Source organism: Escherichia sp. TW14182, assembly GCF_000208525.1.
Lineage (GTDB): Bacteria > Pseudomonadota > Gammaproteobacteria > Enterobacterales > Enterobacteriaceae > Escherichia > Escherichia ruysiae.
In genome coordinates this window covers 1-25,424 of sequence record NZ_AEJZ01000005.1, presented here as the reverse complement: position 1 = coordinate 25,424, position 25,424 = coordinate 1, and the positions used below count along the sequence as shown (strand labels likewise).

Sequence of the window (25,424 nt, the reverse complement as noted above, 5' to 3'; positions counted from 1 at the left end):
CACTAAATCAGTAAGTTGGCAGCATCACCGCATAGAAGAAGAGAAAGTTAATAGCTTTTATTGTTAAAAAATACGTTTCGTCGGCGAGCGCAAAAAAATGCAGCAGGCAAAGCTAAAAATGGTTATAAAAACACCACGTTGCTGCGTGCCAGAGAAGAAAAGAATATTTGAAATGCAACATATAGAGCAAAGGGATAAAATAGCAAAAGCGTGATGAAAATGTTATTTTCCGTTGCCGCACTGACCCGCTACAATGTCAGATTACTGCCGTAAAGAAGTTTGAGGAAGCAAGACAATGAGCACCACTATCGAAAAAATCCAACGCCAGATTGCTGAAAACCCGATCCTGCTGTACATGAAAGGTTCACCGAAACTGCCGAGCTGCGGTTTCTCTGCCCAGGCAGTCCAGGCGCTTGCCGCATGTGGCGAACGTTTTGCCTATGTTGATATCCTGCAAAATCCGGACATTCGTGCGGAACTGCCGAAATACGCTAACTGGCCGACTTTCCCGCAACTGTGGGTTGACGGCGAACTGGTAGGCGGCTGTGATATCGTGATCGAAATGTATCAGCGCGGCGAACTGCAACAGCTGATCAAAGAAACTGCCGCTAAATACAAGTCTGAAGAGCCGGACGCGGAGTAATCCGTCCTGCAATACTGACGGATGCAAACAAGCATCCGTCAGTGCTTTATCTATCCCCAATCCAGCCCTTGTGGCGAACTTGAAAATCCCGCTTCACGCAGCAGCGTAAACATCGGCGTTTGCCGGACGGGTTGATCATTCACTTCTGTCAGCGTAAAGCGCAGCCGTGGTTCGCGACGCAGTGCGGTAGTCAGCGCCTGGAAAACCTCTGGGGCGAGTAATTCCTCTTTTTCCTGCCAGACCAGCATTTTTTTGCCACCTTGCGCCAGATAGAGTAACAATTTGCCGCCAGAAACGACCACCAGCGCACCCGCCCGACGCGTTGGAACCAGCGTTGCCGGATGTGCAGGCCAGGGCAGGAGAGTTCCCCACACATTAGCCGGATCGTTGGCAGAGAGCGCCACTGGCGTATAGTGTCGCGTCTGCGTGGCTTGTGTCGCCAGATCGCGCAATCGGTCAATAGTCAGGCGATCAGCAAATTGCGCGCCGCCAAGACCTTCAACAAAACGACCACGCATAATTCGCCCGGAGTCTTCCATGCTTCGACAAAGCGTTTGCATTGACGGAAATCCGCCAGGGATATTCTCGGCTATCACCGCCTGACGACTGACGATGCCGTAGCGGTCGAGCATATTTTCCGCCAGCGCCAGCATCCTTTCAGTATCGTTAAGTGGCTCCACCTGTAATAACGACCAGCGTCCAGCCAGCTTCGGCGTGTTGTAAGATACCAGTGGCGAGATGGACGACGTATAGGCAGGACGTCCACGCCGGGTCCGGTGACTGCGGCGAGTTGAGGGACGCGCGCTGGTACTGCTGCGGGTGAGGGCGCGTAACGGTGCCCAAATATCGCAGGAAATGACGCCTTGCCAGACCAGCTCCCACAACGCTTCTTGCAGGGGCGAAGCATCTACAGGTTGACCGATTTTCTCGCCTACCCGTTGAGCGATTTGTTGCGCAAACCAGGCGCCGCCGTCAGCCAGAACCGCGATAATCGCTTGCTGAATCGCTGAACGTTTTGCGTGATCATTTTCTACTGGTGTTAACGATTCTGCGGCATATTCCTGCAAATGCAGAGCCACCAGACCGTCATCATCGCCCAGTTTTTTTTGCCCCGACCAGATAACTGCGCCGGTTGCCAACAGTTCATCGAGCATTTCTGGCGAATAGTCGCGCACGCGGGCTGGCAGGATCTGGCTTTCCCAGAGCGAGGCGGGTAAACCAACACCGGCAAGTTGTTCGATTACCCGCATGACACCATCCACCCCCTCATAAACGCCTGTAGACGTTGCGGCAAAAAGCGCCGGGCTGCCATCGGTAGCGGGCAACACGCCCTGACGTTCCAGCAGCAATCGCGCATAGACTGTAGACGGAACTGGACGCGTCGCTTCTCTGGCAGCCTGCAGCGAGCGTAAGCGCAGACGACGGAAAACTTCGTCGCTCACCCAGACGTCTTGTTGCAGATTCATCACCAGCCCCCGTTCGCGCAGTTGCTGAAGTTGCTCTTCGACAATGGCAATACCGAGGCCAAAATCACGGGCAAGTTGTTCCGCCGTGACCAGAGCATGAGTCCGGAGATAGCGCAGAAAGAGATCGCGAAGCGGGTAATTTACGCGGTGCAGGTAGATTTCGGGTAGTGAGTGCGGCAATGGTACACCGAGGGCGTCTCGTAGCCTGGCTGCGTCATCCATGCAGGCCAGGTGCTTCTGACCTGCAATCATCGCCGGGAAGATTCGTTTTGCCGCGAGAAGGTTTTCCACATACTTCTCAATCTCTTCACTGCTGCCAGTATGCCGTTGTACCAGATCCTCAACGGTCATTGGCCCCAGTTCGCGTAGCAGGTCAAACAAACCTTCTTCACCTTTCGCTTCTCTGCCAGCCGCTAGCCGCTGTAACTCTTCTTCCACCTGGCGTATGACCTGCGGGTCGAGTAATTCACCCGGATCGACCTGACCGAGTAGATTGCGCAGTAACTCGCTGTCGAGCGACAGTACGGATGCCCGGCGCTCTGCCAGCGGGGCGTCGCTCTGGTACATAAATTCCGCGACATAGCCGAACAATAAACTTGTGGCGAAAGGCGAGGGCGTAGTAGTCGTTACATCGGATATTTGTATTTCGCCACCGTTCAGGCGACGCATCAAACGTTCCAGCGCGGGAAGATCATAAACATCTTGCAGGCATTCACGTAGGGTTTCGAGAATGATCGGAAAATCAGGATAACCTTGGGCGATTTCCAGCAACTGGCTGGCTCGTAGTCGTTGTTGCCACAGTGGCGTGCGATGCCCCGGCGTGCGGCCGGGCATCAGCAATGCCCGCGCGGCACATTCACGGAAACGAGCGGCGAAAAGAGCCGAGCTGCCTACCGCTTCGCGGACAATTTGCAGCAATTTTTCTGGTTCAAACAAGAAAATGGCGGCGTCAGGCAATTTACCATCGGTGTCAGGAATGCGCGCAACAATGCCGTCATCACTGGCAACTACTGAGGCGTCAGCGCCCCATAGTGCATGTATTCGTCCTGCAATCGCCAGCGCCCAGGGTTCATGCACGCGTCTCCCATAGGGAGAGTGCAAAATAATACGCCAGTCGCCAATTTCATCACGGCACCGTTCGAGAACCAGATGACGGCTGCCAGGAACAATGCCCGTTGCTTTGCGCTGCTCGTCAATCAGTCCCTTAATATTGGCGAGCGTATTTTCTTCCGCCAGCCACGGGGGAATACTCCCGGAAAAGAACGCGCCATCCGCCAGCAAATGGAGAAAATCGCCGATCATCTCGCCTAATTCAGACGGACGTCCGTTTCCTTCGCCGCGCCAGAAGGGAAGTCTGGCGGAGCGTCCGGGCGCAGGCGTCACAATCACCTGATCGCGGGTAATTTGCTGGATCCGCCAGGAGGTAGCACCGAGGGTGATAATGTCATTCACCCGCGATTCATACACCATCTCTTCATCCAGTTCTCCTACCCGACGAGATCCGGCCTGTTCTTCACCTTCCGGTAATAACACGCTGTACATGCCACGATCCGGAATGGTGCCACCGCTGGTCACCGCCAGCAGTTGGGCGCCTGGACGCGCAGTTAATATTCCACTTTCCCGATCCCAGATAAGTTTTGGGCGAAAAGCGGAAAAATCACCAGAAGGATAGCGCCCGGAAAGCATATCCAGCGTGGTGTCAAAAACGCGCCTCGGTAGATCTTTCCACGGTGCGGCACGGCGCACGCGGGCGTACCATTCGTCCACCTGTAATGCGTCCATCGCCGCAGCGGCAACAGTTTGCTGCGCCAGAACGTCGAGTGGATTATGCGGTGGTGTAAGGTTTTCCAGCTTGCCTGCGAACATACACTCCACAATGACGGCGGAATCGATTAAATCACGCCGGGTTCGGGGGAAGAAAAGCCCGTTGGAGATGCCACCGACCTGGTGTCCGGCGCGCCCAATGCGTTGTAACCCACTGGCAACAGAAAGCGGCGTTGCCACCTGAATCACCAGATCCACCGCGCCCATATCAATCCCCAGTTCGAGACTGGAAGTGGCGACCACGCAGCGTAATTCACCCAATTTCAGCGCCTGTTCGGTGATTGCTCGTTGTTCTTTAGAGACGGAACCGTGATGCGAACGGGCAATATAAACGTCGCTACTTTGCACGCGGTTAGAGGTTGCGCCGGAGGTAGACTCAAAATTTGCCGCATCAACGGCGATAGTCGGGGAACGCTGTAATCGTGCAGCGTAAAGCTCATTTAGTCGTGCCGTCAGTTTTTCCGCCAGTCCGCGAGAATTGGTGAAAACAATGGTCGAGCGATGGCGCAACACTTCATCAAGGATACCCGTTTCAATATATGGCCAGATGGAGCCTTCCCGGCCGGCATGGCTGTTTTCGCCGGTGCCGCTGGCGACCGATGAGACATCATCCATATTGGCGACAGGAACGACAATCCGGATTTGCGGATGGCGCATTGCGGGCGGGTTGACTACCGTGACCGGGCGATCGCCACCCAGAAATTCCGCCACATCGCTGACCGAGCGCACGGTAGCGGAAAGACCAATTCGCTGTGCTGAGGTGTGGAGCAGCGCATCGAGTCGCTCCAGACTTAACGCCAGATGCGCACCACGTTTACTGCCCGCTACCGCGTGGACTTCATCAATAATTACCGTTTCGACGCCGCGTAGCGTTTCGCGTGCGCGGGAGGTCAGCATCAGATAGAGTGATTCGGGCGTGGTTATCAGAATATCCGGCGGATTACGGGTCAGTTTGCTGCGTTCTTGTGCGGGAGTATCGCCAGTGCGGATACCCACACGAATGTTGACTTCCATTTCGCCACGCCGCCGCTCATCCGCAATGCCCTGTAACGGGATCTGTAAGTTGCGTTGAACGTCGGTGCCTAAGGCTTTAATTGGTGAAATATAGAGGATGCGCGAGGTTTTACGCTTATGCGCTTCGCTTGCATGTTCTCCGCCTTCGCGGAAGAGTTGATCGAGGGCGTAGAGAAAAGCTGCCAGCGTTTTTCCGGAACCTGTCGGTGCAATCACCAGCGCATGTTCACCGTGTGCCGCCACATGCCAGGTTTGTGACTGAACAGCGGTCGGCTGTTTAAAGGCGCGAAGAAACCAGTCGCGGGTCGCCTGTGAAAAAACGTCCGGCAGCGACGATGAAGGATTTGGGTTATCTGCCATTAACGCTATTCCCCGTGAATATCATGCATGATGCGTGGAATAGCCTCACTATAGATGCCTGATTCATTGCATGTCATCAGGCATCGACTCGATTACACCTCTTCGGCGGCAGGCAGCGGCCAACCTCCCAGTCGTTTCCAGCGGTTGACGATTTCACAAAACAGCACAGCGGTGCGTTCGGTATCGTACAGCGCGGAGTGTGCCTGAGTGCTGTCAAACTCCATGCCAGCGGTCTGGCAGGCTTTTGATAATACGGTTTGTCCGAGCGCCAGCCCGGCCAGTGCAGCAGTGTCAAAAGTGGCGAAAGGGTGGAACGGGTTACGTTTCAGTGAGGCGCGTTCTGCGGCGGCCATCATAAAGCTGTGGTCGAAATTGGCGTTGTGCGCCACCATAATGGCACGGTTACAGCCGCTCGCTTTAATGCCTTTACGTACAACTTTGAAAATCTCATGCAGTGCCTCGTATTCACTGACCGCGCCACGATCGGGATCGTTCGGGTCAATGCCGTTGAAGGCGAGGGCTTCTGGTTGCAAATTAGCGCCGACAAACGGCTCGACGTGGAAATGTAATGTGGTGTCCGGCATCAGCCAGCCTTGTTCATCCATTTTCAGGGTGATGGCGGCAATCTCAAGCAGCGCATCGGTTTTGGCGTTAAATCCGGCTGTTTCAACATCGATCACAACAGGATAAAAACCACGAAAACGGTCGCACAGACCGGTAAGTTGAGCGTTATCGGACATCTGATTCTCTTAATACGGATAAATTGCAGCGCGCATTATGACAAATATTACTTGCCGATGCAGTAAAGATGCGGGCGTGATGAGTGCACGCCCGGCAGGAGATTAGTTGCCCAGACCGCGACCGGCGTCTTTCTCTTCGATCAATTCAATTTTATAACCGTCCGGATCTTCCACAAATGCGATAACCGTAGTACCGCCTTTTACCGGACCGGCTTCACGGGTCACGTTACCGCCGTTCTGACGGATTTTTTCGCACGCTTCAGCGGCGTTATCAACGCTAAGGGCGATGTGACCATAAGCGGTGCCGAGTTCGTATTTATCCACGCCCCAGTTATAGGTCAGCTCAATCACCGCTTCTTCGGTTTCCGGGCCGTAGCCAACAAACGCCAGTGAGTATTTATATTCCGGGTTTTCGCTGGTACGCAGCAGTTTCATGCCCAGCACGTTGGTATAAAAATCGATGGAGCGTTGCAGATCGCCAACGCGCAGCATGGTGTGAAGAAGACGCATCTTTATATCCTCAAAATGGCTAACAGATTCAAAATGTTGTTTTAGTATAGCGGCGGCTTTGCGCCGCTCGCAATGTTAGATCACAGCGTAGGGTAATCGGTATAACCTTCTGCGCCGCCGCCGTAGAAACTTTCGGCACGCTGTGGGTTAAGTTCGGCTTTGCGCTGCAGGCGAGCAACCAGATCCGGATTCGCAATCCAGTCGCGACCAAATGCCACCGCATCAATTAACCCTTTGCCGATCAGCGTTTCCGCTTTTTCTACCGTATATGCACCAGCCCCGATAATCGGGCCGTGGAAACGGGCGCGTACTTTTTCGCGGAAAGCCTCGGTATATGGTTTGCCGCCTGCCCAGTCAGGTTCGGACATATGCAGATAAGCAATGCCGCGTTTGCCCAGTTGTTCAATCAGATACAGTGCATCGGCTTCTTCATTCGGGCCGTTATCCGTATTCTGGAAAGTACCGATTGGCGAAACGCGAATGCCAATGCGATCGGCACCCCATTCTTCAATCCCGGCATCAACAACTTCCAGTACCAGACGTGCGCGATTTTCCACGCTACCGCCGTACTGATCGGTACGATGGTTTGAAGAAGGCGACAGGAACTGATGCAGTAAATAACCGTGAGCGGAGTGAAGCTCTACCAGATCAAAACCGGCTTCACGCGCGTTAGCAATGGCCTGACGGAAATCATTGACGATCCCCGGAATCTCTTTCAGCTCCAGTGCACGCGGCATAGATGTCTCGACGCGGATCGCCTGACCATTTTCATCGCGCAGAGAAGTACGCGTTCCCGCACTAAGTGCCGAAGGTGCTACCGGAGCCTGGCCGCCAGGTTGCAGGCTGGCGTGAGAAATGCGCCCCGTATGCCAAAGCTGTACGGCGATATGACCATTTTCAGCATGAACACCAGCGGTGATTTTTTTCCATGCCGCGATTTGCTCCGGGCTATGAATACCAGGTGCGCCCGCATACCCTTTTGCCTGAGCGGAAACTTGAGTGGCTTCGCTAATAATCAAGCCGGCACTGGCACGTTGGCGATAGTATTCCGCCATCAACGGAGTAGGGATGTCACCCGGCTCAATGCTGCGCAGACGTGTCAGAGGGGCCATAAAAATACGGTTTGCCGCCGTGATCGCGCCCACTTGCAGTGGGGAATACAGTTTTTCAGATGACATAAAGGCTCCCGGTCGTCTGGTGATGAAAAAAATGCCTGCTAAACGGCAGGCGTCGCAATAATGGTTTTTACATGTGTTAGCGCGTTTTCCAGCGGCCCGGAACTGCGCGAAATTTTGGCCTGCAGATTGGCGCCCAGCCACAGCGCGTAAAGTACTTGCGCTTGTTGTAGCGGTTCACCACAAAAGGTTAAACAGTGGCTGGCACGGCCATTTTCCAGTGTCTGAGAGAGCAGGGCGATCACGCCACGAGCGCCTTTATCCATCGCGCTGCGCATATCTTCTGACAGATCGCACACTTCGGCAGAGAGCTTTACTGTCAGGCATCCGCTGATAGTTCCATGCTGGCTAAACTGGTTAAGTATCTGCTGGTAATAAGCCAGTATGCGGTCGCGGTAGTTACCTTCGCCGGATTGCAGCAACTCCGCTAGTCGCAGGTGATACGCCGCGTAATGACGCTCAAGCATGGCAACGCCAAACGCTTCTTTAGAGCGAAAGTAGTGATAGAACGACCCTTTCGGCACTTCAGCGATTTTCAGTAACTCGCTTAATCCCATCCCGGTGAATCCACGTTGCAGGCAAAGCTGCTCACCCGTAGCCAGGAGGTGTTCGCGAGTATCATGTTCGGTGTGTTTGTTCATGTGTTCGAGTGTAGTAGACCGGTCGGTCTAGTGCAAGTAAAGTTGCTACTTTGGGCATTAACAGCTTCAATAGTGGTAATAATCTTATCTTAGGAGGGCGAAGTGGCGGAGCAATTAGAGTTCTTTCCCGTCCAGAGCCCGTGCCGGGGAATTTGCCAGTCCGATGAACGCGGATTTTGCCGTGGCTGTTATCGTAGCCGGGATGAGCGTTTTAACTGGAATAAAATGAGCGATGGCGAAAAACAAGAAGTGTTGCGCCTTTGTCGGCAACGACTTATGCGTAAATTACGCGCGAATAAGCCAGCGCCATCAGACGAACCTGAGCAACCATCACTCTTTTGAGCCTAATCTTGCGTATACTCCTCTCATATCTGATAAGAGGAAGCGATTATGGTTCAGCGTATTACTATTGCGCCGCAAGGCCCGGAGTTTTCCCGTTTTGTGATGGGCTACTGGCGATTGATGGACTGGAATATGTCCGCCCGCCAGTTAGTCAGTTTTATTGAAGAGCATCTGGATCTCGGCGTGACTACTGTGGATCACGCTGATATTTATGGTGGCTATCAGTGCGAAGCGGCGTTCGGTGAGGCGTTGAAACTGGCGCCTCACCTGCGTGAACGGATGGAAATCGTCAGTAAATGCGGTATCGCGACGACCGCGCGTGAAGAAAACGTCATTGGTCATTACATCACTGACCGCGACCACATCATTAAGAGCGCCGAACAGTCGCTGATTAATCTTGCGACCGATCATCTGGATCTGCTGCTGATCCATCGCCCCGACCCGCTAATGGATGCCGATGAAGTGGCAGATGCGTTTAAACATCTGCATCAGAGCGGAAAAGTACGCCATTTTGGCGTATCCAACTTCACGCCTGCGCAATTTGCGCTGTTGCAATCGCGCTTGCCGTTTACCCTTGCCACTAATCAGGTGGAAATATCCCCGGTGCATCAGCCGTTACTGCTGGATGGCACGCTCGACCAACTGCAACAACTGCGTATTCGCCCGATGGCCTGGTCTTGTCTTGGCGGTGGTCGTCTGTTTAATGATGATTATTTCAGGCCGCTACGTGATGAACTTGCTGTGGTGGCGGAAGAATTAAACGCGGGCTCTATCGAGCAGGTGGTTTATGCCTGGATATTGCGTCTGCCATCGCAGCCGCTGCCGATTATCGGCTCCGGTAAAATTGAGCGCGTGCGGGCTGCTGTCGAAGCGGAAACATTGAAAATGACCCGCCAACAATGGTTCCGTATCCGTAAAGCGGCACTGGGTTACGACGTACCGTAAACACTTTTAGGAATAGCCGCCGTTCAAATATGTGTCACTGGTTTACACTTAACGGGTATGCACATTGAACGGAGGTCCTATGAAACGTTTTAGTCTGGCCATTCTGGCGCTGGTTGTTGCAACCGGCGCACAAGCTGCCAGTGAAAAAGTCGAGATGAACCTCGTCACGTCGCAAGGGATTGGGCAGTCAATCGGTAGTGTAACAATTACTGAAACCGATAAAGGTCTGGAGTTTTCACCCGATCTGAAAGCATTACCAACCGGTGAGCATGGCTTCCATATTCATGCCAAAGGAAGCTGCCAGCCAGCAATGAAAGATGGCAAAGCCAGCGCCGCAGAATCCGCAGGCGGGCATCTTGATCCACAAAATACTGGTAAGCATGAAGGGCCAGAAGGTGCAGGACACTTAGGCGATCTGCCGGCACTGGTGGTTAACAATGACGGTAAAGCAACCGATGCCGTCATTGCGCCTCGTCTGAAATCACTTGATGAAATCAAAGACAAGGCGCTGATGATCCACGTTGGCGGCGATAATATGTCCGATCAACCAAAACTGCTGGGCGGTGGCGGTGAACGCTATGCCTGTGGTGTCATTAAGTAATTAAGAGGTCAGCGTACCTTGCGGCGGCGCTTGCTCAAGTTGCGAAAGCGAGCAGTACAGACGCCAGACAATCGCCGCCAGCTCACGGGCTGCGGGTTGATGATGGTGGGCAAGGCTGTCGCATATCCGCTGTAATTCTTCAAGTGTGGCCGCCAGTGATTTTTGCTGAACGCCACGCTCATTCATTACTTCCCGCAACAGAAAAATACAGTTATCCCGCACTCGCGATAACGGATCGGAACGCGATTCCCAGTCCCGCAATTGCCAGACAACATGTGAACAGTTCAGCAGCACCACGCCCCAGCGTAATAACCAACGGCGAGCCAGTGCATCCTGGCTGTTGCTCAACTGACTAACGTGGTGATAAGTGAGCGATTCAAATTCGCTTTCACTCAGGGTTGGATGGCGGCTTAGTTGGTCGACAAAATCCCGGCGCAGTGCGCGAATATGACGACGACTTTTACGGGCATCAGATCCAGGTCGCAGAATGGCGAACGCTAACCACGCCAGTGCCACGCCAACAATTTTCGCCAGATTATCGTTAAGAAAGTCAGCAAAATCATACACCGGGGGATTAGTGACAGCGATGAACGAACCCATAAATACGATCAGTTGTCCCCACAACGCGGCAAATTTTGGCATCTGTAATTTGAGAAGTTGCATCGTCGCCAGCAGCGGGAAGAGAAACAGCAAAAATTGCCACAGGTCGCTAATCTGAACCATCAGACCAAACTTAACCACAAAGCTAAATAGCGAAAGTAATACCAGCGTGCGCATAAGTAGCGACAGTGACTTAAACGGTGCCGCGACGGCGGAGTAGAGTACGCAGCTAATTGCTGCCAGTGTTAATGCATTGGCACCGGCATCCCATTGCGAGGTAATACTCCATGCGCCAATTATCATCAACGTACAAAATGTGCGCAGTCCACTCCACATAGCTTCGGCGTTATCGGTATGACGTGCCAGGCCGGCTGTTCGTGGGAGTCTGGCACGATCATCTGTACCGCTTTCCAGACGATGTAGTTCCTGACTGCTTTGCAGATAAAGGCGGCAAAAATAGCGTAGTCGCTGCCAGAAGGCGACGTGCCGATAGTCGGCTAAGTTGGTTGGGCGCAGTGGGGCAATGATACGTGCGACGGTGTAAAAATCAGTTTGCGAACTGGCAAGCGCCGTCAGCAACTGTTCGAGAATTTCACGTGTGGCGGCGGGCGTTGATGACCAGTTGAGCAACATACGTCGCAGGCTGGAGATGACGCTGGTCATGCGTAATTGCTGGTGGAGTAGCGCATTCAGGCGTGCATTTTGCTGGCGGAAACGATAGTGACTCCAGAACGCCTGAATGCGCAGCAAATTCATGGTTAATATTTGCCCAATAATTCCTTCATGTGCTGTGCGAATGGCATCGGTTGTTTCAGGCTTCCAGAGCAAGCTGGCATGTTCCAGTAAACGGGCATGCATGTTTTTCAACGCGGTTAAAAGCGCAGTGGCGTCGGAGCTACTCGGCAGGATCATCATCATCATGCCACCGCAGAGAATACCGACGATGACTTCGCAAACGCGCGCCTGAGCGATATCCCACAATTGGCTTGCTTCCGTGATATTAACCATCGGAAAGGCGATAATGGCCGCAGTGTAGCCCGCCAGTTGGAAGGCATACGCCACGTTATTCGTGAAGTGCGCGCAAGCCCAGGTACAAAAGCCAAGCCACGCCGACATGCTCAATAGAAAAAACCACGGCTCGTTAAGCGTATGCCCGGCAAGAATCAGTGCCGCGATGGCTCCCAGCAAACTACCAGCGATGCGTCCGAGACTTTTGCTGATGACACCTCCAACGGTGGGAAAGCTTACCACCGCAGCCGAGGTCATCGCCCAGTAGGGTTCATCGAGATTTAAATAATAGGCAACCGTCAGCGCCAGGCACATGGCAATGGTATTGCGTAACGCATAACGCCATTGAGCCAGCGAGGCCCTGCACCAGGGCAAATTGCGCAAGGACCATAACGATGCGTTCATTATTGACCTACGGCGATGCTACATGTTGTACCGGATACCAGCGTGACATCGCTGGGAACATTATCCAGAGCAAAGCGGACGGGAACGCGTTGGGCGAGACGCACCCAGGGGACGTTAGGTTTCACATCCGGAATCAGGCTGGAATCACTTTCAATGCTCTGATCATAAATCGCCCGACCGATACTGGAAACGTGACCCTGTAACGTTTTGTTATCGCTATAGAGTGTAATTTGCGCTGGTGCACCGTCGTGGATATGGCGCAATTTGGTTTCTTCAAAATAACCAATGACGTAAAACGAATGGCTATCTACCAGGGCAAACAGGGGCTTTCCGGTGTCGGCGTAGTCGCCGATGCGGGTAGTGAGATTAGTTACCCATCCACTCACCGGAGCGCGAATTTCCGTTTGCGCCAGTTGCCATTGTGCCTGTTTAAGCGTCGCCTGTGCGGCATCAACACTGGCCTGCATCGCTTTAACATTGAGGTTAACGGTATCCAGCTCTTCGGCAGAGATAAAATTATGTGAGAGATGACGGCGACGATTAGCTTCGTTATTGGCTTTGGCGAGGTCAGATTGCGCTTTCGTTAATTGAGCCTGGGCGTTCAGTTCGGCTATCTGGAAGGGCGTTTTATCGATGGTGAGTAAAATATCACCAGCATTAACCAACTGGTTGTCTTTTATATTCATCGCAACAATACGTCCAGACACCTGAGGCGTGATAGAAACCTGTTCTGCGCGTATTTTTCCGTCGCGTGTCCACGGTGACTGCATGTAATAGTTCCATAGCCGCCATCCGGCAAGAATCGCAACAACCGCTACAATAATTGTTGAGAAATACTTAATTGTTTTAATTGACATAGTTACCACGCAATCAGTATTGCCAGAGCAAGGCAAACGCAAATCGCAAACAGCGATAAATCCATTAACAAGGGATGCCAGATGTCACCGGCGTAGATCCAGCCGCGAAGCAGGCGGTGTATAACAAGCCAGAGGACAAATCCAAGCGCGAACGCTTTGAAAAACGGAGGAAAATAGACGGACGCACCGAACACCAGATCTTGTAAGGGCAATCCCGTTGCATTAAGCATAAACTTCACAAAATAGATTCCTTTACGACCGAATATATTGCGTTAGATTAATAAATATTCTTTAAGTGCGAAAAAGTTACGCGCAATTTCTGAAAAGCATGTCTGACGGTAAGCAAATGCAGCAATACATTTGTTTTAGCAATACAATTGCTGCACACTATTCTAAAAGCTGTATAATATCTTAGCAAGCTAATTATAAGGAGATGAAATTGGAATCGCCACTAGGTTCTGATCTGGCACGGTTGGTGCGCATATGGCGTGCTCTGATAGACCATCGCCTGAAACCGCTGGAGTTAACGCAAACCCATTGGGTAACGTTGCACAATATCCATCAGTTACCTCCAGACCAGTCGCAAATTCAACTGGCAAAAGCGATCGGCATTGAGCAGCCTTCACTGGTTCGTACGCTGGACCAACTGGAAGAAAAAGGGTTAATTTCGCGTCAAACTTGCGCCAGCGATCGTCGGGCTAAACGTATTAAACTGACGGAAAAAGCGGAGCCGCTGATTAGCGAAATGGAAGCGGTTATTAACAAAACCCGGGCGGAAATATTGCATGGAATTTCCGCAGAGGAAGTAGAACAGTTGATTAAGCTCATTGCAAAACTTGAGCATAATATTACTGAGCTGCAGGCCAAAGGGTGAAATGAAGAAGGCGTGTGGTCAGTGACCTGACCACACGTCAACTTATTTAGCGCGGAGAGACAGTCACCTGGCTACCGTTGCTGGCCAGGATAACACGTTGTCCCGGAGAGAAGTGGGTATTGCCCTGTTTCTGTACCACCATAATGGTGTTGCCATCATCTTTACGAATTTCCAACTCCACACCCTGAGTTTTGTTCATTGCGCTCTGCACGCCCTGACCCGCTACGCCACCTGCGATAGCGCCTGCCGCAGTTGCCAGAGAACGCCCAGTTCCGCCACCAACGGTATTCCCAAGGAAGCCACCGAGAACCGCACCGCCAATTGCGCCGATAACGTTGGAATCATCACCGCCCTGAATTTGTACCTGTCGTACATTAACGATTGTGCCATAGCTGACATTCTGCACTTGCTTCGCTTCAGAGGCGGTATAGACATCGCCAGAAAGGGTATCGTTATTAACACAACCGACAAGAGACAGACCTACCATTGATACAACCAGTACGCGCTTAATCATTGAAAAATCTCCTGATTACCATGAAACGCCTCACAAGCATCCCTCATGGCCAAAGTAAATGGCATTGGTATAACTATGATTACATGTTCCACTAAAACATGATGGAATCATAATTAGAATACGGTTAACCAAGTATAAACAAAACATTCATAGTAATTATTGATATGAATATAATGTTTTCCTGGTAATGGTAAAAATCGGCGCTCATGCATGGAATTCGTGAGAGGTTTGTGTTTGAGTGGAGCGCAAACGACAGGTTGAAAAAGGATGAACTATGAAATCAGGCCGCTTTATTGGCGTAATGTCAGGTACTAGCCTGGATGGTGTCGATGTTGTACTGGCGACTATCGATGAACACAGGGTGGCGCAGTTGGCAAGTTTGAGCTGGCCGATTCCCCCATCACTTAAACAAGCAGTACTGGATATTTGTCAGGGGCAGCAGCTTACGCTTTCTCAGTTCGGTCAACTGGATGCTCAACTTGGTCGCTTGTTTGCCGATGCCGTTAACGCACTGCTCAAGCAAGAAAATTTGCAGCCAAAAGATATCGTCGCCATCGGGTGTCACGGACAGACTGTCTGGCACGAACCTACTGGCGTTGCACCGCATACTCTACAGATTGGTGATAACAATCAAATTGTGGCGCGCACTGGAATTACTGTCGTTGGTGATTTTCGCCGTCGCGATATCGCCTTAGGTGGTCAGGGTGCGCCGCTGGTGCCAGCGTTTCATCACGCATTGCTGGCTCATCCGACAGAGCGGCGAATGGTTCTCAACATTGGTGGTATCGCCAATTTGTCGTTGTTGATTCCAGGGCAGCCGGTGGGGGGATACGATACCGGTCCAGGTAACATGTTGATGGATGCGTGGATCTGGCGTCAGGCCGGGAAACCTTACGATAAAGACGCTGAGTGGGCGCGAGCGGGTAAAGTTATTTTGCCACTGTTGCAGAATATGCTTAGTGATGCGTATTTTTCCCAATCCGCGCCGAAAAGCACCGGGCGCGAATACTTTAACTACGGTTGGCTGGAACGGCATTTGCGCCATTTCCCGGGTGTTGATGCGCGCGATGTCCAGGCGACGCTGGCGGAACTTACTGCCGTGACCATTTCTGAACAGGTATTATTGAGTGGCGGCTGCGATCGTTTGATGGTCTGTGGTGGCGGAAGCCGTAATCCATTGGTGATGACGCGACTTGCTGCCTTGCTGCCAGGAACCGAAGTGACCACCACTGACGCCGTCGGCATTAGTGGTGATGACATGGAAGCATTGGCCTTCGCGTGGCTTGCCTGGCGGACGCTGGCGGGGCTACCCGGCAACCTGCCTTCGGTCACCGGCGCAAGCGAGGCGACGGTGCTGGGCGCAATTTTCCCTGCAAACCCGCGATATCAGAGTTAACTGAATTTTTCCTACTGCGTCTGCCGTTACACTTGGAAGTTGAGGAGAGCGTTTTGCTCTCCGGACCAGGAAAGTCTTCGGGATGTGTTTATGAAAAAACTGTTACTGATCTGTTTGCCGGTGCTTCTCACTGGCTGTGGCGCGTTTAATCAACTGGTTGAACGTATGCAAACTGATACGCTGGAATACCAGTGTGATGAAAAACCGTTGACGGTAAAACTGAATAATCCGCGTCAGGAAGTCAGATTTGTCTACGACAATCAATTAATTCACCTTAAACAGGGAATTTCAGCCTCTGGCGCACGTTATACCGATGGCATTTATGTTTTCTGGTCAAAAGGTGATGAGGCAACGGTCTATAAGCGTGACCGCATCGTCTTGAATAACTGTCAGTTACAAAATCCGCAGCGTTGAGATTTTTCCAGGGGCGGCGCACAATAGCGTCACCCACTGACAATCCGTAAAGAAAACCATGTCTGATAACGACGAATTGCAGCAAATCGCGCATCTGCGCCGTGAATACACCAAAGGCGGTTTACGCCGCCGCGATCTTCCCGCCGATCCTTTAACCCTTTTTGAACGCTGGCTCTCCCAGGCCTGTGAAGCCAAGCTGGTTGACCCCACCGCGATGGTCGTCGCAACCGTTGATGAACATGGTCAGCCTTATCAGCGCATCGTGTTACTCAAACATTACGACGAAAAAGGGATGGTGTTTTACACCAATCTCGGCAGTCGCAAAGCGCATCAAATCGAAAATAACCCGCGCGTTAGCCTGCTTTTCCCGTGGCATACTCTTGAGCGCCAGGTAATGGTGACCGGTAAAGCGGAGCGTCTTTCGACTCTCGAAGTGATGAAATATTTTCATAGTCGTCCGCGCGATAGCCAGATTGGCGCGTGGGTATCTAAGCAGTCCAGCCGTATCTCTGCGCGAGGGATCCTTGAGAGCAAATTTCTTGAGCTGAAGCAGAAGTTTCAGCAGGGCGATGTCCCTTTACCGAGTTTCTGGGGCGGTTTCCGCGTAAGTCTTGAGCAGGTTGAGTTCTGGCAGGGCGGTGAGCATCGTCTGCATGACCGCTTTTTGTACCAGCGTGAAAATGAGGCGTGGAAAATCGATCGTCTCGCACCCTGAAAAGATGCAAAAATCTTGCTTTAATCGCTGGCACTCCTGATTCCGGCACTTTATTCTATGTCTCTTTCGCATCTGGCGAAAAGTCGTGTACCGGCAAAGGTGCAGTCGTTATATACATGGAGATTTTGATGGCAAGCAGTAACTTGATTAAACAATTGCAAGAGCGGGGGCTGGTGGCCCAGGTGACGGACGAAGAAGCGTTAGCAGAGCGACTGGCGCAAGGCCCGATCGCGCTCTATTGCGGCTTCGACCCTACCGCTGACAGCTTGCATTTGGGGCATCTTGTTCCATTGTTATGCCTGAAACGCTTCCAGCAGGCGGGCCACAAGCCGGTTGCGCTGGTAGGCGGCGCGACAGGTCTGATTGGCGACCCAAGCTTCAAAGCTGCCGAGCGTAAGCTGAACACCGAAGAAACTGTTCAGGAGTGGGTGGACAAAATCCGCAAGCAGGTTGCCCCGTTCCTCGATTTCGACTGTGGAGAAAACTCTGCTATCGCCGCGAACAACTATGACTGGTTCGGCAATATGAATGTGCTGACTTTCCTGCGCGATATCGGTAAGCACTTCTCCGTTAACCAGATGATCAACAAAGAAGCGGTTAAGCAGCGTCTCAACCGTGAAGATCAGGGTATTTCGTTCACCGAGTTTTCTTACAACCTGTTGCAGGGCTATGACTTTGCCTGTCTGAATAAACAGTATGGTGTTACGTTGCAGATTGGCGGTTCTGACCAGTGGGGTAACATCACCTCTGGTATCGATCTGACCCGTCGCCTGCATCAGAATCAGGTGTTTGGCCTGACCGTTCCGCTGATCACCAAGGCTGACGGCACCAAATTTGGTAAAACTGAAGGCGGCGCAGTATGGCTGGATCCGAAGAAGACCAGTCCGTACAAGTTCTACCAGTTCTGGATCAACACCGCTGATGCCGACGTTTACCGCTTCCTGAAGTTCTTCACTTTCATGAGCATTGAAGAGATCAACGCCCTGGAAGAAGAAGATAAAAACAGCGGCAAAGCACCGCGCGCCCAGTATGTGCTGGCGGAGCAGGTGACGCGTCTGGTTCACGGTGAAGAAGGTTTGCAAGCCGCGAAACGTATTACCGAATGTCTGTTCAGCGGTTCCTTGAGTGCGCTTAGCGAAGCGGACTTTGAACAGCTGGCGCAGGACGGCGTACCGATGGTTGAGATGGAAAAAGGCGCTGATCTGATGCAGGCGCTGGTCGATTCTGAACTGCAACCGTCCCGTGGTCAGGCGCGTAAAACTATCGCCTCCAATGCCATCACCATTAACGGTGAAAAACAGTCCGATCCTGAATACTTCTTTAAAGAAGAAGATCGCCTGTTTGGTCGTTATACCTTACTGCGTCGCGGCAAAAAGAATTACTGTCTGATTTGCTGGAAATAATGCACTAAGTGGAAAGGGGGAGTGAGAAATCACTCCCCTGATTTTTATACAGGGAGCACAATGAAAAATATTCTCGCTATCCAGTCTCACGTTGTTTATGGTCATGCGGGTAACAGTGCGGCAGAGTTTCCGATGCGCCGTCTGGGCGCGAATGTCTGGCCGCTGAATACCGTTCAATTTTCTAATCATACTCAATACGGCAAATGGACTGGCTGTGTGATGCCGCCCAGCCATTTAACCGAAATTGTGCAGGGCATTGCCGCCATTGATAAATTACACACCTGTGATGCCGTACTCAGTGGTTATCTGGGATCGGCGGAGCAGGGCGAACATATCCTCGGTATTGTCCGTCAGATAAAAGCGGCGAATCCACAAGCGAAATATTTTTGCGATCCCGTAATGGGGCACCCGGAAAAAGGTTGCATCGTTGCGCCAGGCGTGGCGGAATTTCATGTCCGTCACGGTATGCCAGCCAGCGATATCATCGCGCCGAATCTGGTCGAGCTGGAAATTCTTTGTGAACATCCAGTACATAACGTCGAAGAGGCCGTTAACGCTGCGCGTGAGCTTATTGCGCAAGGGCCACAAATCGTATTGGTTAAACACCTTGCACGTGCGGGCTACAGCCGCGAACGTTTTGAAATGCTGCTGGTTACTGCTGATGAAGCCTGGCATATCAGCCGTCCGCTGGTCGATTTCGGTATGCGCCAGCCGGTAGGTGTTGGTGATGTGACGAGCGGTTTACTGCTGGTGAAATTGTTGCAGGGGGCAACGCTGCAGGAGGCACTGGAACACGTGACGGCGGCAGTATACGAAATTATGGTAACCACCAAAGCAATGCAGGAATATGAACTGCAGGTGGTTGCCGCGCAAGATCGTATAGCCAAACCGGAACACTATTTCAGCGCAACGAAGCTCTGAAATACCTCGGCCCACAGCTTCCTGTGGGCCGATGACGATTACTGCAAGCCTTCCGCCGTCAACGCAGCTTTCACCGCCGGTCTTTCAGTCATACGCTGCATAAAGGCTGCAATGTGCTCTAAACCCTCCAGATTCAGTTTCACCGCGTATGCCCAGCGCAGAACCGTAAACAGATAGGCGTCAGCGATGGTGAAACGTTGCCCGCAGATCCAGTGCTCATCTTTCAGCGCGTCGTTAACATACTGCAGCTTTTTCTCCAGTTGTGCACGGGCAGCCTGTTTATACTCTTCCGGGGTATCCGGGCGGAACAGTGGTGTGAACCCTTTATGCAATTCGGTGGCGATATAGTTCAGCCATTCGATGGTTTTATAGCGAGAAATACTGTTTACCGATGCCAGCAACTGGCGGTCGGGAACACTGTCAGCAAGATACTGCATAATTGCTACGCCTTCCGTCAGCAAAGTACCATCGTCCAGTAGCAACGCAGGAACCTGTCCCTTAGGGTTAATGGCAAAGTAATCATCACCGTTCTCGAGACGTTTTTTCATCAAATCCACACTGACGAGCGTAAAGTCCTTTCCGCTCTCACGCAGGGTGATATGGGAAGCAAGAGAGCAGGCGCCCGGTTTGTAGAACAGTTTCATCGGTAACTCCTTTTGGCTGTGGTTTAAAGTATGGTAGTGCGTTGCTGAACAAAAAAAAAGCCGCTAACGAAAAGTTAGCGGCTTGTAAAAGAGTTTCCCTGAAATTTACGCTACGGCAGCTTTCGCCGCTTTGTCTGCAGCATCGTCCTGGGTCATGCGATGCAGTTTCGGCGCGGTCAGCAGCATCAGCACAGCAATAACGGCAGTGGCGACACCAATCTGCAAGAACACGCGACCATACACTTCCAGCGACATCAGCGGATCGGTTACGTTATCCGGAACAGCCATCATACCCGCAACATAACCACCAATCAGGTTTGCACCGGCAGTGGTCAGGAACCAGCTACCCATAATGAAGCCCATCAGACGCTGCGGAACGAGCTGTGCAACCATCGCCAGACCCAGACCAGAGATCATCAGTTCACCGATACTCTGCAGGCCGTAGCTAGCTACCAGCCAGCTTACAGAAACGATACCGGCGTCAGACGCGAATTTCGCACCCAGCGGCAGGATCAGGAACGCACCAGAACACATCACCATACCGATTGCAAACTTGGTCGGCATCGGCAGGGTATCGCCCATCTTGTTATAGATAGCGGCCAGAATCGGGCTACCAATGATGATCCAGAATGGGTTCAGCGCCTGATACTGCTCTGGCTCGACGGCCAGACCAAGAATAGTGTGTTCAACGTTACGAATCGCAAAGAAGTTCAGCGACGTCGGCATCTGGCTGTACAGCACGAAGAAGATGATTGCTTCAAGCATCAGGATGAAGGCGACGATCATTTTACGACGCGCAGCACCTTTCATGGCGAACGCTTCTTTACCGAAGATAACCACGATACCCAGGGCAACAACGCCCAGCGCCATACGTGCTACTTCCTGGTTGTGCAGCAGCCAGGTTGCAACTGCGATCAGGGCTACAACACCAATAATGGTCAGCAGCAGGTTACGGTAGTTGACTGGTTCAAAGTCAGGTTTTGAGCCGTACTGCTTAACCCAGCGTTGGCAGAAGGCGAAGTTAACGATAGTGATTAACAGACCTACTACGCTAAGGGCGAACGCGACGCTCCAGCCATATTTGGCAGCCAGCCATGGGGTTGCAATCATAGAGAAGAAAGAACCGATGTTGACGGACATGTAGTACATGGTAAATGCACCGTCCAGACGCGGGTCGTTTTTCTCATAGCAAGTAGAGAGCAGCGAAGACGGGTTGGCTTTAAACAGGCCGTTACCTACGGCAATAGCCGCCATACCCATATAGACGATACCGGCGTCGTGGCCAGACCATGCAACCAGCGCATAACCAATGGCCAGTACAATAGCACCAAGCATAATAACGCGTTTAGTACCCAGTACCTTGTCACCTAACCAGCCGCCGATAGCGACCAGACCATAAACCAGGGCGCTAAAGGAAGAGAAAAGGGTGATTGAATCCGCTTCAGACATACCCAGTTGTTTAACCAGGTAGACAGCCATAATTCCTTGTAGGCCGTAATAACCAAAACGTTCCCATAACTCAATCGAGAAGATGAGATAGAACGCCTTCGGTTGTTTGAAAGCGTTCAAACTGACGCTTTCTGTTGGTTTTTGGTTTGCAGTGGACACTTTTACCTCTTTTTTTACATCCCATATTAACGGGGGTGCTTTCTCGCGTGATGTCTAAAAAACATACGCGCAATTGTTATAGTGGGAGGGGAAACGGCAGGTAATGTTCACTATCTTGCACTTTCAGACAAGTCCTTTGTAATAATCTGTTACATATAACTGACGTGGAGAATTCATCGGCTCCGGGAAATGTTATCCAGCGTTAAATTTTTCAAAAAACGTAAAGGCAGATTTTTTCACTACTGAGACAGGGTAATAATTCCAGTTTGGCGATATGTTCTGCTATAAGGTGTTTTATGTAGTGGGATAGTCCATTATCTGAAAAATAGCCAGTGTAATGTTTTGTAGGTTTCAGGACGGATTGAATCAATGCTTTGTCAAATTTAACTTTTAAAATGCATTCTTTTTACATTTCAGTATCAGTGTGATCTTGATCACGAATAGATAGAAAATTTCGCTATTAAAAAAACAATTAACCTGCATTTTTGGTTATTCACAAACGGATTGCCTGATGATGCCGCAGCGAGGCGGCATCATTAACGTTAGAGGGATGTTTTTGAAGAAGATAAGGAAAGGTAATGAATGGGTAGACGCCACCATCTATTTGTGTCAGATGTCAACTTTCTCTTTGTATTCACAAAGATCTTCAATAATGCAGGAGCCACAGCGCGGCTTGCGGGCAATGCAGGTATAACGCCCATGAAGGATTAACCAGTGGTGGCAATCGACTTTAAATTCTGCCGGAACCACTTTCAGCAATTTTTCCTCAACCTGCTCGACATTTTTTCCTGGCGCAAATTGGGTGCGGTTGCAGACCCGGAAAATGTGGGTATCTACAGCGATGGTCGGCCAACCGAAAGCGGTATTCAACACCACGTTAGCTGTTTTACGTCCAACGCCGGGTAAGGCCTCCAGCGCCGCGCGATCTTCCGGAACTTCGCCATTATGCTGTTCCAGTAAGATACGGCAGGTCTTAATGATATTTTCCGCTTTGCTGTTATATAACCCAATAGTTTTGATATACGTTTTTACGCCTTCAACACCCAGTTCGAGCATTGCCGCAGGCGTATTAGCCACCGGGTAGAGCTTCGCCGTCGCCTTATTAACGCTGACATCGGTGGCCTGAGCGGAAAGCAGTACGGCAATCAGCAATTCAAAAGGCGAACTGAAATTAAGCTCGGTTGTGGGGTGAGGATTGTTCTCACGCAGACGTGTGAGGATCTCCAGGCGTTTTGCTTTGTTCATCAGACATTCCCTGTTTCACCGTTCGGCAAGCCGCGTTCGGCGATTGCTTCAGCGCGGCGCTTTTTCATTTTTTCATCAATCAGATATTTCACTGCCAGCATCAGTCCCAGACCAATAAATGCGCCTGGTGGTAACATTGCCAGCAGGAAAGGGGAATCAGTGTGGAAGATCTCCACCCGCAATACTTTTGCCCAGTTACCCAACAGCGCATCGGCACCGTCAAACAACGTTCCGTTGCCGATGATTTCGCGTAGTGAACCCAGCACGAACATTGCGCAGGTTGCGCCCATGCCTATCGAAAAACCATCAAGAGCCGAAAGCGCCGGACCTTTTTTGGCGGCGAAGGCTTCAGCGCGACCCACAACGATACAGTTAGTGACAATCAGTGGAATAAAAATCCCTAACGATTGATACAGGCCGAAGGCGTAGGCGTTGATCAGCATCTGTACGGCGCTGACCACCGAGGCGATGATCATGACGTAAATGGGGATACGGATCTCAGCTGGCGTCCAGTGACGCAGCGTCGAGATAGTCAGGTTGGTAAGCGTCAGCACCAGTGTCGTCGCAAGCCCTAAACCCAGAGCGTTGGTGGCAGTGGACGTGACCGCCAGCAGTGGGCAGAGGCCAAGCAACTGAACCAGTGCGGAGTTGTTCTTCCACAACCCCTGAACAATAACGTCTTTAATTTCGCTCACGCTTTATTCTCCACAGGCAGGAAGTTGAGAAAGTTGTGACGGTAACGTCTGAGCGTACAATCCGGCGCGTTTTACCGCATTAACCACCGCGCGGGGAGTAATCGTCGCGCCGGTGAACTGGTCGAAATCACCACCATCTTTCTTCACCGCCCAGTGCGCATCATCCGCACCACTGATTTTTTTACCCGCAAAATGGGTGATCCAGTCAGAAAGGCGCAGTTCGATTTTATCGCCAAGCCCTGGCGTTTCGTGGTGCTCTGTCACGCGTGTGCCAAGTACCGTGCCGTTAAAATCGGCTCCCACCAGCAGCTGAATCGCTCCGGAATAGCCATCTGGCGCGGTTGTTTCCAGAACGGCGGCTACCGGTTTGTCATCCTGTTTGGCGATGTAAACCCGATGCTCACCTTTACCTAACTCTGGCGCAGTGACCAGATAGCAACTCTGTGCCAGCGCATTGTTATAGCGTTCGGCTGGCAGCACCTGATCAAATAACGCCTTTTGTTGCAGACTGGCCTGTTCAGCAATCGTCGTTTTGGTCATCTGGTTGATGGCCGCAGTTAACCCTGTTGAACCCGCTGCAAATAGCGCCAACGTAATGCCGTGTTTTCGGATAGTTTTCAGCATGGTTTACCCTTTGCGATGGCCGTAGACGCGCGGACGCGTGTAGTAATCGATCAGAGGAACCGTGATGTTCGCCAGCAGGACGGCAAAAGCCACGCCGTCAGGATAGCCGCCGAAACTGCGGATCAACCAGACTAATAAGCCCGCCAGCGCGCCGAAAATAAGACGACCACGATTGGTCGTAGAAGCGGTAACCGGGTCAGTCAAAATAAAGAATGCGCCGAGCATGGTTGCTCCAGACAGCAGATGAATTTGCGGTGCTGCCAGTGTTTCTGGTGAGAACAACCAGCCCAACGTTGCGCATAACGCCAGCGTTACTAAGAAGCTGACCGGAATATGCCAGCGAATCGCTTTCTGCCATAGCAACCACACGCCGCCAATCAGCCAGGTGAGGTTTACCCATTGCCAACCAGCACCCGCCAGAATACCGCTGTAGATCGGATACTGCATAATCTGCTCAACCGAATGACCGGCGCGGACAGAAGTTTTGAACGTATCCAGTGGCGTTGCCTGGCTAATGCCATCAATACCTAAGCGTAGCGTGTTCATATCACCGCCGCTGGCAGTATGACCGCTGAAGATAACCTGTATGGCGTCGATGAAGCCAGGGATGTTGACCGCAATTTCATGCGGTGGCAGCCAGCTGGTCATCTGCACCGGGAAGGAGATCAGTAAGACCACATAGCCAATCATCGCCGGGTTAAACGGGTTTTGCCCCAGACCGCCGTACAACTGTTTAGCGATGATCACCGCAAACACCGTACCCAGCACGACCATCCACCATGGTGCGAGGGGCGGAATACTTACGGCGAGTAACAGCCCTGTTAAAAGCGCCGAATTATCTTTTAAGGTTGTGGAAACAGGCTGTTTGCGCAGTTTCAGCACAAGAGCTTCGGCTAAAAGTGCACTGACCGACGCCAGGAGGATCTGAACGAGAGTACCCCAGCCAAAAAACCAAAGTTGCGCAGCGATTCCGGGCACGGCTGCGATCAGTACCAGCAACATAATGCGCGATGTCTGGCGCTGGTTATGGGTATAAGGGGAGCTAGCTATTCTGAATACCATTTAGTCCTCGTTTACAACCTTTTGCTGAGCGGCTTTTTTGGCCTGAACGCGGGCGATAGCCGCAGCAACTGCCGCTTTGCGCGGGTCAACCTGTTCTTCTGGTTCTGCGTTTGCCTGCTGCTCCAGCTTGCGTGCTTTGGCGCGGGCAATAGCGGCTTCGACGGCGGCTTTGCGCGGG

25 protein-coding genes are annotated in these 25,424 nt (G+C 51.8%); 10 read left to right on the top strand and 15 right to left on the bottom strand.

Annotation, left to right across the window (positions count from 1 at the left end):
- Positions 1-295 precede the first annotated feature (295 nt).
- The gene (grxD, locus tag EQY_RS0100655; protein WP_000108172.1) at positions 296-643 is read left to right on the top strand and encodes a monothiol glutaredoxin 4; all 348 of its coding nucleotides are present in this window, start codon (positions 296-298) and stop codon (positions 641-643) included.
- Positions 644-693: 50 nt separating this feature from the next.
- On the opposite strand, the gene EQY_RS0100650 is transcribed toward grxD, so the two are convergent.
- The 5 genes from EQY_RS0100650 to EQY_RS0100630 all read right to left on the bottom strand — a co-directional run bounded on the left by EQY_RS0100650 (position 694) and on the right by EQY_RS0100630 (position 8,373).
- Positions 694-5,307 carry an ATP-dependent helicase gene (locus EQY_RS0100650; protein ID WP_024212348.1) on the bottom strand — a complete coding sequence of 1,538 codons (4,614 nt, stop codon included), beginning with the start codon at positions 5,305-5,307 and terminating at the stop codon, positions 694-696.
- 92 nt (positions 5,308-5,399) lie between these two features.
- Entirely contained in the window at positions 5,400-6,047 is a 648-nt protein-coding gene (gene rnt / locus EQY_RS0100645; protein ID WP_001282285.1) for a ribonuclease T, read from the bottom strand.
- A gap of 102 nt (positions 6,048-6,149) precedes the next feature.
- Positions 6,150-6,557 (bottom strand): lactoylglutathione lyase, encoded by a 408-nt coding sequence (gene gloA, locus EQY_RS0100640; protein WP_001237802.1) that lies wholly within the window; start codon positions 6,555-6,557, stop codon positions 6,150-6,152.
- Positions 6,558-6,637: 80 nt separating this feature from the next.
- Positions 6,638-7,735 carry an N-ethylmaleimide reductase gene (gene nemA, locus EQY_RS0100635; protein ID WP_000093630.1) on the bottom strand — a complete coding sequence of 366 codons (1,098 nt, stop codon included), beginning with the start codon at positions 7,733-7,735 and terminating at the stop codon, positions 6,638-6,640.
- Positions 7,736-7,773: 38 nt separating this feature from the next.
- Positions 7,774-8,373: a TetR/AcrR family transcriptional regulator gene (locus EQY_RS0100630; protein WP_001032923.1), complete on the bottom strand. Its 600-nt coding sequence runs from the start codon at positions 8,371-8,373 to the stop codon at positions 7,774-7,776.
- 102 nt (positions 8,374-8,475) lie between these two features.
- On the opposite strand from EQY_RS0100630, the gene EQY_RS0100625 reads away from it, so the two are divergent.
- From EQY_RS0100625 to sodC, 3 genes are all read left to right on the top strand, one after another.
- Entirely contained in the window at positions 8,476-8,715 is a 240-nt protein-coding gene (locus tag EQY_RS0100625) for a DUF1289 domain-containing protein (protein ID WP_032225257.1), read from the top strand.
- Positions 8,716-8,763: 48 nt separating this feature from the next.
- Positions 8,764-9,660, top strand: coding sequence for an aldo/keto reductase (locus EQY_RS0100620; RefSeq protein WP_000250650.1), 897 nt, complete (start codon positions 8,764-8,766; stop codon positions 9,658-9,660).
- A gap of 79 nt (positions 9,661-9,739) precedes the next feature.
- On the top strand, positions 9,740-10,261 hold the full coding sequence (gene sodC / locus EQY_RS0100615) for a superoxide dismutase [Cu-Zn] SodC (RefSeq protein WP_000819795.1): 522 nt from the start codon (positions 9,740-9,742) through the stop codon (positions 10,259-10,261).
- Here the strand turns inward: sodC and EQY_RS0100610 are convergent, their stop codons facing one another.
- Genes EQY_RS0100610 through EQY_RS0100600 form a run of 3 tightly spaced genes read right to left on the bottom strand, consistent with a single transcriptional unit; the run spans position 10,262 to position 13,370 of the window.
- Positions 10,262-12,274, bottom strand: a complete 2,013-nt coding sequence (locus EQY_RS0100610) for an FUSC family protein (protein ID WP_000994242.1) — start codon at positions 12,272-12,274, stop codon at positions 10,262-10,264.
- Positions 12,274-13,131 carry an efflux RND transporter periplasmic adaptor subunit gene (locus EQY_RS0100605; RefSeq protein WP_024212347.1) on the bottom strand — a complete coding sequence of 286 codons (858 nt, stop codon included), beginning with the start codon at positions 13,129-13,131 and terminating at the stop codon, positions 12,274-12,276. The genes EQY_RS0100610 and EQY_RS0100605 overlap by 1 nt, the downstream gene beginning before the upstream one ends.
- Positions 13,132-13,133: 2 nt before the next feature.
- Positions 13,134-13,370, bottom strand: coding sequence for a DUF1656 domain-containing protein (locus EQY_RS0100600; protein WP_000671001.1), 237 nt, complete (start codon positions 13,368-13,370; stop codon positions 13,134-13,136).
- Between the two features lie 200 nt (positions 13,371-13,570).
- On the opposite strand from EQY_RS0100600, the gene slyA reads away from it, so the two are divergent.
- Positions 13,571-14,005: a transcriptional regulator SlyA gene (slyA, locus tag EQY_RS0100595; protein ID WP_016158207.1), complete on the top strand. Its 435-nt coding sequence runs from the start codon at positions 13,571-13,573 to the stop codon at positions 14,003-14,005.
- A gap of 46 nt (positions 14,006-14,051) precedes the next feature.
- Here the strand turns inward: slyA and slyB are convergent, their stop codons facing one another.
- Positions 14,052-14,519, bottom strand: coding sequence for an outer membrane lipoprotein SlyB (slyB, locus tag EQY_RS0100590; RefSeq protein WP_000597203.1), 468 nt, complete (start codon positions 14,517-14,519; stop codon positions 14,052-14,054).
- A gap of 274 nt (positions 14,520-14,793) precedes the next feature.
- Here slyB and anmK point away from each other — a divergent pair, with 274 nt between their 5' ends.
- The 5 genes from anmK to pdxY all read left to right on the top strand — a co-directional run bounded on the left by anmK (position 14,794) and on the right by pdxY (position 19,368).
- Positions 14,794-15,915 (top strand): anhydro-N-acetylmuramic acid kinase, encoded by a 1,122-nt coding sequence (gene anmK, locus EQY_RS0100585; RefSeq protein ID WP_000835032.1) that lies wholly within the window; start codon positions 14,794-14,796, stop codon positions 15,913-15,915.
- Positions 15,916-16,005: 90 nt separating this feature from the next.
- The gene (mliC, locus tag EQY_RS0100580; protein WP_000734946.1) at positions 16,006-16,329 is read left to right on the top strand and encodes a C-type lysozyme inhibitor; all 324 of its coding nucleotides are present in this window, start codon (positions 16,006-16,008) and stop codon (positions 16,327-16,329) included.
- A 58-nt stretch (positions 16,330-16,387) separates the two neighbouring features.
- The gene (gene pdxH, locus EQY_RS0100575) at positions 16,388-17,044 is read left to right on the top strand and encodes a pyridoxamine 5'-phosphate oxidase (RefSeq protein WP_001282324.1); all 657 of its coding nucleotides are present in this window, start codon (positions 16,388-16,390) and stop codon (positions 17,042-17,044) included.
- 128 nt (positions 17,045-17,172) lie between these two features.
- Positions 17,173-18,447, top strand: a complete 1,275-nt coding sequence (tyrS, locus tag EQY_RS0100570) for a tyrosine--tRNA ligase (protein WP_001516333.1) — start codon at positions 17,173-17,175, stop codon at positions 18,445-18,447.
- Between the two features lie 60 nt (positions 18,448-18,507).
- Positions 18,508-19,368 carry a pyridoxal kinase PdxY gene (gene pdxY, locus EQY_RS0100565; protein ID WP_000789746.1) on the top strand — a complete coding sequence of 287 codons (861 nt, stop codon included), beginning with the start codon at positions 18,508-18,510 and terminating at the stop codon, positions 19,366-19,368.
- A gap of 38 nt (positions 19,369-19,406) precedes the next feature.
- Here the strand turns inward: pdxY and gstA are convergent, their stop codons facing one another.
- The 6 genes from gstA to rsxD all read right to left on the bottom strand — a co-directional run bounded on the left by gstA (position 19,407) and on the right by rsxD (position 25,246).
- Entirely contained in the window at positions 19,407-20,012 is a 606-nt protein-coding gene (gene gstA / locus EQY_RS0100560; RefSeq protein ID WP_000765736.1) for a glutathione transferase GstA, read from the bottom strand.
- A 105-nt stretch (positions 20,013-20,117) separates the two neighbouring features.
- Complete coding sequence (gene dtpA / locus EQY_RS0100555) at positions 20,118-21,620, bottom strand: dipeptide/tripeptide permease DtpA (RefSeq protein WP_000100947.1); 1,503 nt, start codon at positions 21,618-21,620, stop codon at positions 20,118-20,120.
- A gap of 609 nt (positions 21,621-22,229) precedes the next feature.
- On the bottom strand, positions 22,230-22,865 hold the full coding sequence (gene nth, locus EQY_RS0100545; RefSeq protein ID WP_001030339.1) for an endonuclease III: 636 nt from the start codon (positions 22,863-22,865) through the stop codon (positions 22,230-22,232).
- Positions 22,865-23,560 (bottom strand): electron transport complex subunit RsxE, encoded by a 696-nt coding sequence (gene rsxE, locus EQY_RS0100540; protein WP_001289640.1) that lies wholly within the window; start codon positions 23,558-23,560, stop codon positions 22,865-22,867. Before rsxE ends, nth begins: the two co-directional genes overlap by 1 nt.
- 3 nt (positions 23,561-23,563) lie before the next feature.
- The gene (gene rsxG / locus EQY_RS0100535) at positions 23,564-24,184 is read right to left on the bottom strand and encodes an electron transport complex subunit RsxG (RefSeq protein WP_000920799.1); all 621 of its coding nucleotides are present in this window, start codon (positions 24,182-24,184) and stop codon (positions 23,564-23,566) included.
- A 3-nt stretch (positions 24,185-24,187) separates the two neighbouring features.
- Positions 24,188-25,246: an electron transport complex subunit RsxD gene (rsxD, locus tag EQY_RS0100530; protein WP_000231899.1), complete on the bottom strand. Its 1,059-nt coding sequence runs from the start codon at positions 25,244-25,246 to the stop codon at positions 24,188-24,190.
- Positions 25,247-25,424 lie beyond the last annotated feature (178 nt).

What these genes read in the sequence shown, in the direction of transcription:
- grxD (WP_000108172.1), top strand. Translation starts at nt 296, where the DNA reads ATGAGCACCACTATCGAAAAAATCCAACGCCAGATTGCTGAAAACCCG.
- EQY_RS0100650 (WP_024212348.1), bottom strand. Translation starts at nt 5,307, where the DNA reads ATGGCAGATAACCCAAATCCTTCATCGTCGCTGCCGGACGTTTTTTCA.
- rnt (WP_001282285.1), bottom strand. Translation starts at nt 6,047, where the DNA reads ATGTCCGATAACGCTCAACTTACCGGTCTGTGCGACCGTTTTCGTGGT.
- gloA (WP_001237802.1), bottom strand. Translation starts at nt 6,557, where the DNA reads ATGCGTCTTCTTCACACCATGCTGCGCGTTGGCGATCTGCAACGCTCC.
- nemA (WP_000093630.1), bottom strand. Translation starts at nt 7,735, where the DNA reads ATGTCATCTGAAAAACTGTATTCCCCACTGCAAGTGGGCGCGATCACG.
- EQY_RS0100630 (WP_001032923.1), bottom strand. Translation starts at nt 8,373, where the DNA reads ATGAACAAACACACCGAACATGATACTCGCGAACACCTCCTGGCTACG.
- EQY_RS0100620 (WP_000250650.1), top strand. Translation starts at nt 8,764, where the DNA reads ATGGTTCAGCGTATTACTATTGCGCCGCAAGGCCCGGAGTTTTCCCGT.
- sodC (WP_000819795.1), top strand. Translation starts at nt 9,740, where the DNA reads ATGAAACGTTTTAGTCTGGCCATTCTGGCGCTGGTTGTTGCAACCGGC.
- EQY_RS0100610 (WP_000994242.1), bottom strand. Translation starts at nt 12,274, where the DNA reads ATGAACGCATCGTTATGGTCCTTGCGCAATTTGCCCTGGTGCAGGGCC.
- EQY_RS0100605 (WP_024212347.1), bottom strand. Translation starts at nt 13,131, where the DNA reads ATGTCAATTAAAACAATTAAGTATTTCTCAACAATTATTGTAGCGGTT.
- slyB (WP_000597203.1), bottom strand. Translation starts at nt 14,519, where the DNA reads ATGATTAAGCGCGTACTGGTTGTATCAATGGTAGGTCTGTCTCTTGTC.
- anmK (WP_000835032.1), top strand. Translation starts at nt 14,794, where the DNA reads ATGAAATCAGGCCGCTTTATTGGCGTAATGTCAGGTACTAGCCTGGAT.
- mliC (WP_000734946.1), top strand. Translation starts at nt 16,006, where the DNA reads ATGAAAAAACTGTTACTGATCTGTTTGCCGGTGCTTCTCACTGGCTGT.
- pdxH (WP_001282324.1), top strand. Translation starts at nt 16,388, where the DNA reads ATGTCTGATAACGACGAATTGCAGCAAATCGCGCATCTGCGCCGTGAA.
- tyrS (WP_001516333.1), top strand. Translation starts at nt 17,173, where the DNA reads ATGGCAAGCAGTAACTTGATTAAACAATTGCAAGAGCGGGGGCTGGTG.
- pdxY (WP_000789746.1), top strand. Translation starts at nt 18,508, where the DNA reads ATGAAAAATATTCTCGCTATCCAGTCTCACGTTGTTTATGGTCATGCG.
- gstA (WP_000765736.1), bottom strand. Translation starts at nt 20,012, where the DNA reads ATGAAACTGTTCTACAAACCGGGCGCCTGCTCTCTTGCTTCCCATATC.
- nth (WP_001030339.1), bottom strand. Translation starts at nt 22,865, where the DNA reads ATGAACAAAGCAAAACGCCTGGAGATCCTCACACGTCTGCGTGAGAAC.
- rsxG (WP_000920799.1), bottom strand. Translation starts at nt 24,184, where the DNA reads ATGCTGAAAACTATCCGAAAACACGGCATTACGTTGGCGCTATTTGCA.
- rsxD (WP_000231899.1), bottom strand. Translation starts at nt 25,246, where the DNA reads ATGGTATTCAGAATAGCTAGCTCCCCTTATACCCATAACCAGCGCCAG.